The 10,268-nt window shown below is 60.7% G+C and carries 10 protein-coding genes; 4 read left to right on the top strand and 6 right to left on the bottom strand.

Annotated elements, in window-relative coordinates; genetic code table 11:
- The 4 genes from ACXRVY_RS09730 to ACXRVY_RS09745 all read right to left on the bottom strand — a co-directional run.
- On the bottom strand, window positions 1–1,543 hold a 1,543-nt coding region (locus ACXRVY_RS09730; RefSeq protein WP_458237312.1), incomplete at its 3' end, for a fumarate reductase/succinate dehydrogenase flavoprotein subunit.
- The gene (locus tag ACXRVY_RS09735; protein WP_223462834.1) at window positions 1,540–2,292 is read right to left on the bottom strand and encodes a GntR family transcriptional regulator; all 753 of its coding nucleotides are present in this window, start codon (window positions 2,290–2,292) and stop codon (window positions 1,540–1,542) included. The genes ACXRVY_RS09730 and ACXRVY_RS09735, both read right to left, overlap by 4 nt.
- 220 nt (window positions 2,293–2,512) lie before the next feature.
- Window positions 2,513–3,481 carry a Gfo/Idh/MocA family protein gene (locus tag ACXRVY_RS09740; protein ID WP_458237313.1) on the bottom strand — a complete coding sequence of 323 codons (969 nt, stop codon included), beginning with the start codon at window positions 3,479–3,481 and terminating at the stop codon, window positions 2,513–2,515.
- Between the two features lie 16 nt (window positions 3,482–3,497).
- Window positions 3,498–4,385 carry a Dyp-type peroxidase gene (locus ACXRVY_RS09745; RefSeq protein ID WP_223462832.1) on the bottom strand — a complete coding sequence of 296 codons (888 nt, stop codon included), beginning with the start codon at window positions 4,383–4,385 and terminating at the stop codon, window positions 3,498–3,500.
- 490 nt (window positions 4,386–4,875) lie between these two features.
- Between ACXRVY_RS09745 and ACXRVY_RS09750 the strand changes: the two genes are divergently transcribed.
- Window positions 4,876–6,501 (top strand): NADP-dependent glyceraldehyde-3-phosphate dehydrogenase, encoded by a 1,626-nt coding sequence (locus tag ACXRVY_RS09750; RefSeq protein ID WP_223462831.1) that lies wholly within the window; start codon window positions 4,876–4,878, stop codon window positions 6,499–6,501.
- A gap of 44 nt (window positions 6,502–6,545) precedes the next feature.
- On the top strand, window positions 6,546–7,586 hold the full coding sequence (locus tag ACXRVY_RS09755; RefSeq protein WP_458237314.1) for an FUSC family protein: 1,041 nt from the start codon (window positions 6,546–6,548) through the stop codon (window positions 7,584–7,586).
- Window positions 7,587–7,601: 15 nt separating this feature from the next.
- Here the strand turns inward: ACXRVY_RS09755 and ACXRVY_RS09760 are convergent, their stop codons facing one another.
- Window positions 7,602–8,495 carry a DMT family transporter gene (locus tag ACXRVY_RS09760; protein ID WP_223462830.1) on the bottom strand — a complete coding sequence of 298 codons (894 nt, stop codon included), beginning with the start codon at window positions 8,493–8,495 and terminating at the stop codon, window positions 7,602–7,604.
- 136 nt (window positions 8,496–8,631) lie between these two features.
- On the opposite strand from ACXRVY_RS09760, the gene ACXRVY_RS09765 reads away from it, so the two are divergent.
- Window positions 8,632–9,069: an Lrp/AsnC family transcriptional regulator gene (locus ACXRVY_RS09765; RefSeq protein WP_007987480.1), complete on the top strand. Its 438-nt coding sequence runs from the start codon at window positions 8,632–8,634 to the stop codon at window positions 9,067–9,069.
- A 56-nt stretch (window positions 9,070–9,125) separates the two neighbouring features.
- Entirely contained in the window at window positions 9,126–9,455 is a 330-nt protein-coding gene (locus ACXRVY_RS09770; RefSeq protein ID WP_457266267.1) for a YceK/YidQ family lipoprotein, read from the top strand.
- 59 nt (window positions 9,456–9,514) lie between these two features.
- Here the strand turns inward: ACXRVY_RS09770 and ACXRVY_RS09775 are convergent, their stop codons facing one another.
- Window positions 9,515–10,186, bottom strand: coding sequence for a Bax inhibitor-1/YccA family protein (locus tag ACXRVY_RS09775; RefSeq protein WP_108219910.1), 672 nt, complete (start codon window positions 10,184–10,186; stop codon window positions 9,515–9,517).
- Between the last annotated feature and the right edge of the window lie 82 nt (window positions 10,187–10,268).

The following is a 10,268-nucleotide window of genomic DNA, read 5'->3' on the forward strand; positions in this document are numbered from 1 at the left end:
GCCCCCAGCGGCTTTCGGCGCGGAACAATGAAGCGCGGGCGGCCATTTCGKCGCAGTCGCGGATCATGCTGACTTCCATGGCGCGCATCAGCTCGTGGGCGTTGTGGGCCTTGAGCTGGTCGAGGTCGCGCTGGATGTCGCTGAAGCGTTGCAGGCCGATCTGCATCTTCTTCGTCACTTTCGGCGGTTGCAGGTAGTCGTTGACGAAGCGCCGCAGCTTGTACTCGACCTGAGCCGGTGGCAGGCCGTGTTCGCGGTCCAGCGGCGCGTAGACCCGTTGTTTTTCGGTTTCGATCTGCGCGGCATCCAGCGCTGAAAACTCACGCCCGGCGACAAAATCCGCCGCGTTATGGCCGGCGAACCAACCGTAAGTGAACGCGCCAAGCATGTAGTTGTGTGGCACGGCGGCCATGTCACCGGCCGAGTACAAACCCTTGACCGAGGTCTCGGCCTTCTCGTTGACCCACACCCCCGACGCCGAATGCCCGCTGCAAAAGCCGATTTCCGAAATGTGCATCTCGACCATCTGCGTGCGGTAGTCGGTGCCGCGATTGGCATGGAACTGGCCGCGACTCGGACGCTCGTTGCTGTGCAGGATCTCCTCGATGTTCTGGATGGTTTCCTCGGCCAGGTGATCGAGTTTGAGGAACACCGGGCCATTGCCGCTTTCCAGCTCCTGGTGGAACTCCCACATCATCTGCCCGCTCCAGTAGTCGCACTCGATGAAGCGTTCGCCCTTGTTGTTGGCGGTGTAGCCACCCAAGGGGCCGGTGACGTAGGCGCAGGCCGGGCCGTTGTAGTCCTTGATCAGCGGGTTGATCTGGAAGCATTCCAGGTTCGCCAGTTCGGCCCCGGCGTGGTAGGCCATCGAGTAGCCGTCGCCGGCATTGGTCGGGTTTTCGTAGGTGCCCATCAGGTAGCCCGAAGACGGCAACCCCAGGCGTCCGGCGGCACCGCAGGCGAGGATCACCGCCTTGGCCTTGATCACATGGAAGTCAGCGGTGCGGCAATCGAAACCCATCACACCATTGACCGCGCCCTCTTCGTCCGTCAGCAATCGGGTGCAGACCAGGCGATTGGTGATGCTCACCCGCGCGCGCTTCAGCTGCCGATAGAGGACTTTCTTGATGTCGTGCCCTTCCGGCATCGGCAACACATAAGCGCCCATGTGGTGGACCTTTTTCACCGCGTAGTCGCCGGTTTCGTCCTTCTCGAATTTCACGCCCCAGCGGTCCAGTTGCTCGATGGTTTCGAAGCTGTGGGTGGCATAGGCGTACACCGCGGCCTGATTGACGATGCCGTCGTTGGCGATGGTGATTTCCTTGGTGTATTGCTCCGGCGTCGAGTGGCCGGGAATGATCGCGTTGTTCAGGCCGTCCATGCCCATGCTGATCGCGCCGCTGCGCTTGACGTTGGCCTTGTCGATCAACAACACCCGCAGATCACGGTTGCGTTCCTTGGCCTTGATCGCGGCCATGGGACCGGCGGTGCCGCCGCCAATGACAACGATGTCGTATTCCTGCTCCAACGTGCTGCGCGTCATGCCTGCTCCCCTTTTTTCCGGTCGATCCGCAGGCGGTACTGGAAGGCATCGCCACGGTAGTAAAGGTGTTCGAAGTCCAGCGGCCAACCGTCGACATCGTGGGTCAAGCGTTCGATGCGCATGATCGGCGAGCCGGGTTCGACGTTCAGCGCCCGAGTCAGGTCGCTGTCGGCCAGCACCGCATCGATGGCCAGGTCGGCGTGCCCCAGGGTCAGACCGCAGTCGTTTTCCAGGATCTGGAAAATGTCGCGGGTGACCAGGTCGGCTTTTTCCAGGCGCTCGCCAACGGCCTTGGGCAGGTAAGTGATTTCCAGGGAAATCGGCTCGCGATTGATCAGGCGCACCCGTTTGATCTGCGCCACGACCTCGCCTTCGGCGACCTGTAAACGCTCGGCGACGAGCTTGTTGGCGGCAATGAACTTGAAGCTGCGCAGGCGGTTGATCACCTCATAGCCGCGACCGGTCATGGACTCGGCCAGGCCTTGCAGGGTGCTGACGTTCTGGAAGGTTTTCGGTTTGGCGACGAAGGTGCCCTTGCCGTGGATCTTGAAGATCAGTCCTTCTTTTTGCAGGTCACCCAAGGCCTGGCGCACGGTGATGCGGCTGACCTTGAACAGCGTGCCAAGCTCGCTTTCGGAAGGCATCTGACTGTCTTGCGGGTATTTGCCGTCGAGGATACGGGTACGCAGCACGTCTCGCAGCTGGGTATGCAACGGAACGCTGCTCAGGGATAGAACGTTATCGGTCATGGCAGATCACTTGTTATAACGAGTTATGACGTGATCTTAGAGAGCCGTGATGTCGATTGAGAAATACCGAATGCGCATAAGGTTAGATGCGCAACGCAATCCAACACTGTAGGAGCGAGCCTGCTCGCGATGGCGGCGGGTCAGTCGATTTCAATGTTGAATGTGAAACCGCTATCGCGAGCAGGCTCGCTCCTACGGGGGATTTGTGTGGTCTGAGGAGTCAGTGGCGCTTGAGGATCTGGTCCATCACCCAATCGGTCTTCAGCGCCTGCTCGGCCACGGCCGGGTGCTGCGCCTCGCCGCGAATATGCGCATTCATGCCCAATACGTGGTGCCACTGAATGTGTGCGTGATGCTCGATGGTCAGGCTGAGGTGTTGATCAGCGTGCAGCTCGACCGGGTGTTCGTCGAACACTGAAAAGGTGATCCGGCCTTTGCTGCCAATCACTTCGACCCGGTCTTCGCGACGGTCTGCAACAAAGTTCCAGCAACCCATGCCCATCGCTCCCGACGCGAACCGCCAACAGGCGCTGACGGCATCCTCGGCGGCATACATCCCGGCCTGCCGTGCAGTGAACCCGGCGACTTCGACGATATCGCCTAACAGATACTGAAACAGGTCCAGGCCATGGCTGGCCAGATCGGCGAAGTAACCTCCACCGGCAATCGCCGGATCGGTGCGCCAGTTATCACTGCCGTTCCGGTCCGCTGCCGACGGCGCTTTGGTGAGGGTCCAGCTCAAGTGCCGGACCTCGCCGATCCGCCCCTCCTCCAGCCATTGCCGCACTTGCCRGAAACGTGGCAGCGAACGTCGGTAATAGGACACGAACAGGTGCAGCCCCGCATCGGCAAACACCTGCTGCATCTCGCGGCTTTGCCCGGCGTTCAGCGCCATCGGTTTTTCGACGCAGCAATGCTTGCCGGCGGCGGCCACCTGCAAGGCATAGGCATGATGGCTGTCGGGCGGCGTGGCGATGTACACCGCGTCGACCTCGGGGTCATTGATCAGCGCTTGCGCATCGGTGTATACCCGAGTGATGCCGTGGCGCGCGGCGTAGTCGGTGACGGCTTCCAGGCGCCGGCCCATCACCGCCACCAACGCCGATCCGGGTGCCTTGTAGAAGGCCGGCGCGCTTTTGCGTTCCGCGACACTGCCACAACCGATCATGCCCCAACGCACCAGGTTCATAGGCTCTCCTTGCTGCTCAGCCGATGCGCAATACGCGCAGGTCCAGTCGACCGTCCTTGAGCGGCGGGCACCAGTAGTAGCCACCGGTGACCGGACGGCTGATGCGGTACAAACCGTCGGTGATGCCGTCTTCCAGGCCACTCATGCGGCGCAGTTGGGCTTCGAAGGCATCGAGGGAAAAACCGAAGGCCAGGAACATCAGACCGGCACGGTCGCCTTCGATCCATGGCATCGAGCGGCGCACCACGAAGGCCTCGGGTGCAAAGCTTTCCTGGGCGGTGCGTTTGACGTGGGCGGAAACCGGCGCGTCGTCGATCTCTTCGTTATCGCTCAAGCGGCGACCCATGATGTTGTCTTTCTCATCCGCCGACAGCCCATGAAAACCTTTCAAGTCATGCTGCCACTGCTGGATCGCGGCGAAGCTGCCACCGACCATGCCTTCAGCGCCTTCGCTCAACAGCGCGGCGGCGATAGCGGCTTCGTCGTGGGGATTCTCGGTGCCATCTTCGTAGCCGGTCAGGTCATGGCCGGTCATGTGGCGGAAGGTTTCGTTCATCTGCACCAGGCGCAATGCCGGGGCCAATGCGGCGGCGATGACGTTGCTGCGGTTGAGCAACTCACCACGGTCTTCACCGTGCAGCCAGCACCAGAGCGCATGCTGGGTCGACGGATTTTCTACGCCCACACCGGTCAACGCCGGAAAGGTTCGCAGGCCATCGATCTGAGCGTGCAGCGCATTGACCAGCGATTCACCGAAGCCGACGACAGCCGATTTCCCGTCCACCAGTTGCATCAAGTTGTCGAGCGCGACCGGCAATGCCTCGACGGATTCGAGGGCGAAGAACATATGGCGGGCTTGAGGCGGTACGGGGGTGGCGAGAATGCCCGGCTGGTAATAGCTCATATGAACTCCTTGAAAAAGAGCACGGAGTTTAACCGGAGTACGAGGGTTTGTGTGGCGTCAGAGGCCAGGAGCCTGTGGCAAAGGGTCAGACCGTGCTGGGGCTTTCGCTACGGGTCGGCGGGGTTTCGGCTCTTCACCGCACCCCGCCAGCAACGCCGCAAAGACGCCCCCCACCAAGGCCAAACAAAGGCTAGGCTTTTCAGTTAATCGGCTTGTCCGCATGGCTGTACTCTCATTGGTAGCCCGGCCAGCCGGGTGCACCTTTTTTGTTGTGATCAAGGCGAGGTCAACACTAAGGCACCCGGTGTGGGCGGGTTGAGGGCATTGGGGGGTCAACAAGGGGCGCTTCTGAGGCCATGACTGATGGGAGTCGATGAATCCGCGATCCTTCACGCTGTGCGGCAAAACGCTGAAATGAGTCATGACAAGGGTTGCTGAGGTCTGCTAAAACGATTCATCAGCGCATCATCCAATCCAGAGGGGTAGCGACATGACCACAGCCAATAGTCTCCAGAACCTGTTCCCGAGCCCCGCCGACATCCCGGAAAAGTACCGCCTCGACGGCCAGACCGAGCAGCGTGAGTACCTGGTCGATGGCGTACTGAGAACCTGGAACGGGCCACTGGCCCAAGTCCGTAGCCCGGTGTACCTGGCCGGCGCCAATGGCGACGAGCAAGTGATCCTCGGCAGCACGCCGCTGCTCGATGCCGACACCGCATTGACCGCCCTCGACGCTGCCGTCCGTGCTTATGACCGGGGCCAGGGATTGTGGCCGACCATGCGCGTGGCCGAGCGCATCCAGCACGTCGAAACCTTCCTCGGACGCATGCGCGAGCAGCGCGACGCCGTGGTCAAGTTGCTGATGTGGGAAATCGGCAAGAACCTCAAGGACTCGGAAAAGGAGTTCGACCGCACCTGCGACTACATCGTCGACACCATCAACGCGCTCAAAGAACTCGACCGCCGCTCCAGCCGTTTCGAACTGGAACAGGACACTCTCGGCCAGATCCGCCGCGTGCCGATGGGCGTCGCCCTGTGCATGGGGCCTTACAACTATCCGTTGAACGAAACCTTCACCACGCTGATCCCGGCGCTGATCATGGGCAACACCGTGGTGTTCAAGCCGGCCAAACTCGGCGTGCTGCTGATTCGCCCGCTGCTGGAAGCCTTCCGCGACAGCTTCCCGGCCGGGGTGATCAACGTCATCTATGGCAGCGGCCGCGAGACGGTCAGTGCGCTGATGGCCAGCGGCAAGATCGACATCTTTGCCTTCATCGGCACCAACAAGGCCGCCAGCGACCTGAAAAAACTCCATCCGAGACCCCACCGCTTGCGCGCGGCGCTGGGCCTGGATGCGAAAAACCCAGGGATAGTCCTGCCGGAAGTGGATCTGGACAACGCGGTCAGTGAAGCGGTCACCGGTTCGCTGTCATTCAATGGCCAGCGCTGCACCGCGCTGAAGATCCTGTTTGTGCACGAGGACGTGGTCGAGTCCTTCATCGACAAATTCAATGCCAGGCTCGCCAACCTCAAACCCGGCATGCCCTGGGAAAGTGGCGTGGCCCTGACGCCACTGCCGGAATCGGGCAAGGTCGACTATCTGCACTCTCTGGTGGCGGATGCCGAAAGCAAAGGCGCCAAGGTGGTCAACCCCAACGGTGGTGAGGCTCGTGCGTCGTTCTTCTACCCGGCGGTGCTGTACCCGGTCACRCCGCAGATGCGCGTTTATCAGGAAGAACAATTCGGCCCGGTCATCCCCATCGTRCCGTACCGCCATCTGGATACCGTGATCGATTACGTGCTGGAGTCGGACTTCGGCCAACAGTTGAGCATCTTCGGCACCAACCCGGTGGCGGTCGGCCGGCTGGTGGACACTTTTGCCAACCAGGTCGGGCGCATCAACCTCAATGCCCAATGCCAGCGCGGCCCGGATACCTATCCCTTCAATGGTCGCAAGAACTCCGCCGAAGGCACCTTGTCGGTCCATGACGCACTGCGGGTGTTTTCGATCCGCACCCTGGTGGCCACCAAGTTCCAGGAGACCAACAAGGACCTGATCAGCGAGATCATCAGCGGCCGCAGTTCGAGCTTCCTGACCACCGACTACATCTTCTGAGGAGAGCCAGCCTGAGTACATCCCGAGCCCATCGACTGCCACCGCTGCTGCGCCGACTGCTGCGTCCGTTACTGGACCCGTACCGGCGCTACCGCCATGCCCGGGTGATCCACGCGGTGCGGGTGTCGCTCGGGTTGCTGGCGACCATCCTGCTGACCACCGGCATCCATCTGCCCCACGGTGAGTGGGCGTCGGTGACGATGCTGGTGGTGATCGGCGGCTTGCAGCATCACGGCAACATCGGCAAGAAAGCCGCCGAGCGTGCCATTGGCACCTTGATCGGCGCCGGCGTCGGCCTTGCGTTGGTGGCACAACAGGCCTGGCTCGGGATGCCCTGGCTGACCTATTTCGCGATGTCGGTGGTCTGCGGGTTTTTCTCGTATCACGCCATCGGCAAGGGTGGTTACACCGCGCTGCTGTCAGCGATTACCGTGTTTATCGTTGCGGGGCACGGCGACAACCCGGTCACCGATGGCCTGTGGCGCGGAGTGGACATCCTGATCGGCATTGCCCTGGCCCTGGCGTTTTCCTTCGCCCTGCCGCTGTACGCGGTGTATTCCTGGCGCTACAACCTGGCCGATGCGCTGCGTGATTGCGCGAAAGTCTATGGGCGCATCATCGATGGCCAGGCCATCACCGCCGACGAACACCTCAAGCTCATGACCCGCCTGAACGCGGTGATGGTGCAACTTCGCTCACTGATGCCGTCGGTGTCCAAGGAAGTGAAGATTTCCATGACCGAGCTGGATGCCATCCAGCGCAACCTGCGCATGTGCGTCAGCACCCTGGAAATCCTCGGCAATACCCGACCGGATGCCAATGACCTCGAGGCGATGTCGCTGATGCAAACGGCATTGAAAGCCGAGCATCGCCAGATTCGCGTGCAATTGATCGGTATGGCCCGGGCGTTGAAATCCGGTGCGGCCCAGYGGCTCAATCGCCCTATGGATATGCCGCTGGTCAGCCTCGATGCGCCGGTCTACAACACGCTGGACGGCTATCGTTTGTTGACCCAACAACTGGCCGCCAACGTCGGCGAGATGCGCCAGCGACTGGCCAGCAATGCGCCGCGCTGGAACATCTGACGCCTGGCTAGCGGGTTACGGCGTAACCGTGCGCCGAAACTTCAGCGACCAGCCTTGTTGCATGCCGGCAGCGGCCAGCAGAATCGCCGCGACTCCGATCCATTGCAGCGGCTCCAGGCGATGGCCGAAGGCAAACCAGTCGACGAAAATCGCCGCAATCGGGTAGATGAAGGACAGCGCCCCCGTCAGCGCAGTCGGCAGCTTTTGAATCGCGCCGTACAGCAGCACGTACATCACACCGGTGTGCACCATGCCCAGCGTCACCAGGCTGGTCCACGCGCTCGGCGCCTGAGGCAGTGCCGAAAAATGTGCGAATGGCGCAAGCAACAACACGCCCGTGCTGACCTGGATCAGCGCGATCAAATGCGGCGGGGTTCCGGTCAGGCGCTTGATGATCAGCGCGGCAATCGCATAGAGAAACGCCGCGCCCAACGCCAGGGCAATGCCCAACAAGTAATCGCTGCCGCTTTCGCCCTGGCTACCATGGGCACTGACAATCGCCAGCATCCCGAGAAACGACACGCCCAGCCAGGTCAGTTTCTGCGCGGTGATCTTTTCGTTAAGGAAAAGCGCCGCCAGCCCGACCAGCATGAACGGCTGGACGTTATAGACGGCAGTGCCGATGGCAATCGACGCCCGGGAATAGGACGCGAACAACAGCACCCAGTTGCCGACAATCGCCACACCGCTGAGCACCGCGAGCAGGAAGGTCGTGCGGGTCAAAATGCCGGGGCGCAGAAAGCCGAAAGCCGCGCAAATCAGCAGCAAGGTGCCAGCACCGAACAGGCAGCGCCAGAACACCACATCCAGCACCGGTTGCCCGGAAACCAGTACGAACCAGCCGATGGTGCCGGAGATCAGCATGGCGGCCGTCATTTCGAACGAACCGCGGCGTAGGGTTTTGTCCATCATCAGACTCCTGTGTTTGTGGCCAAAGTATGCCAATGAACCTGGGCGCTACTCCAGAGCAAAAAGCAGGCTAAACTCGGGATCTGCCTTTTTTATCAAGGCCGTTTCGAAAAAACGCCTAACAGAGGATTTCGCCATGACCGATGACATCGACCAGGTGCTGATCACGGCGCTGATGGAAGACTCGCGACGCTCGCTCAAGGCCCTGGCGCAAATCAGCGGCCTGTCCTCCCCCAGCGTCGCCGAGCGTCTGCGCCGCCTGGAAGAGCGTGGCGTGCTCAAGGGCTACACCGTAGAGATCGACCCGAAATGCTTTGGCTACCAGCTCCAGGCCATCGTGCGTATTCGCCCGTTGCCGGGGCAATTGCAGGAAGTGGAACGGCAAATCATGGCCATTCCCGAATTCACCGAGTGCGACAAGGTCACCGGCGACGACTGTTTCATTGCGCGCCTGCATGTGCGCTCGATGGAACAACTGGACACCCTGCTGGACCGCCTCAACACCCACGCTGAAACCAATACGGCGATCGTCAAGAAAACTCCGGTCAAGCGCCGATTGCCGCCCATGGCGTGAGTGATATTTGTTTCAGACTGAAGTAGGTTGGCGGTTTCCGGCGAAGGATTGACGGTATGAAAGCTCAGGCAATGCTACTCATGGTGATGCTGCTTGCAGGTTGCGGCACGATTCAAACGGTTGTGCGCGGTGACGAAGTGGCTGCAAAGAGCCTGAAGGACCATAAGAGTTATTGCGGCGCAGTACCGCGAATCTACAGCGGCGTGACCTACGACTTTTGCACGCTGAATGCCCCCCTGGAAAAAGGCCGCGATGCGCAGGTGCATGATAGTGCCCCTGCCATTGTGCTGATCGACGTGGTCATCTCCGGCGCGCTCGACACCTTGTTGCTGCCCTACACCATCTACCGCCAGCAAGCCGACGGCAGCATTGTCATTTCGGAGTAATCCTGAATTCCAGGCAATAAAAAACCCGCCTGAGCGGGTTTTTCATTCAGTGCCGACGATCAATCATCGCGGCCCATGATGCCGAACAGCTGCAACAGGCTGACGAACAGGTTGTAGATCGATACATACAGGCTGATGGTGGCCATGATGTAGTTACGCTCGCCGCCATGAATGATGGCGCTGGTCTGGAACAGAATGCAGACCGAGGAGAACAGCACGAAACCTGCGCTGATCGCCAGTTGCAGGCCGCTGATCTGGAAGAACATGCCCGCCAGCGTCGCACCCAGCAGCACGAAGAAGCCTGCCGTGATGAAGCCGCCGAGGAAGCTCATGTCCTTGCGGGTGATCAGCACATACGCCGACAGACCGCCGAACACCAGCGCGGTCATCGCGAAAGCCGAGCTGACCACTTCAGCGCCGCCCTGCATACCCAGGTAACGATTGAGGATCGGGCCCAGCAGGAAACCCATGAAACCGGTCAGGGCAAATGCCGACACCAGGCCCCAGGCCGAATCACGGAGTTTGTTGGTGAGGAAGAAAAGACCGTAGAAGCCGATCAGCACCACGAAAATGTTCGGGTAGCCAACATGCATCTGCTGGGCAACGTAGGCCGTCACACCACTGAATGCGAGGGTCAGGGCGAGCAAGCCGTATGTGTTGCGCAGGACGCGGCTAACCTCTAGCTGCTCAGCCTGCACGCTGTTATTAACTGCGTAATCCTGTTCGCGCATGGCGACACTCCTGTTGGTTTGAAACGTTCAGTCGCAAAGATCATAGCAGACGCTCTGTAACAAGCTACGCAGAGAGTTTGAC

The sequence above is a fragment of the Pseudomonas sp. P5_A2_2 genome (assembly GCF_054177685.1).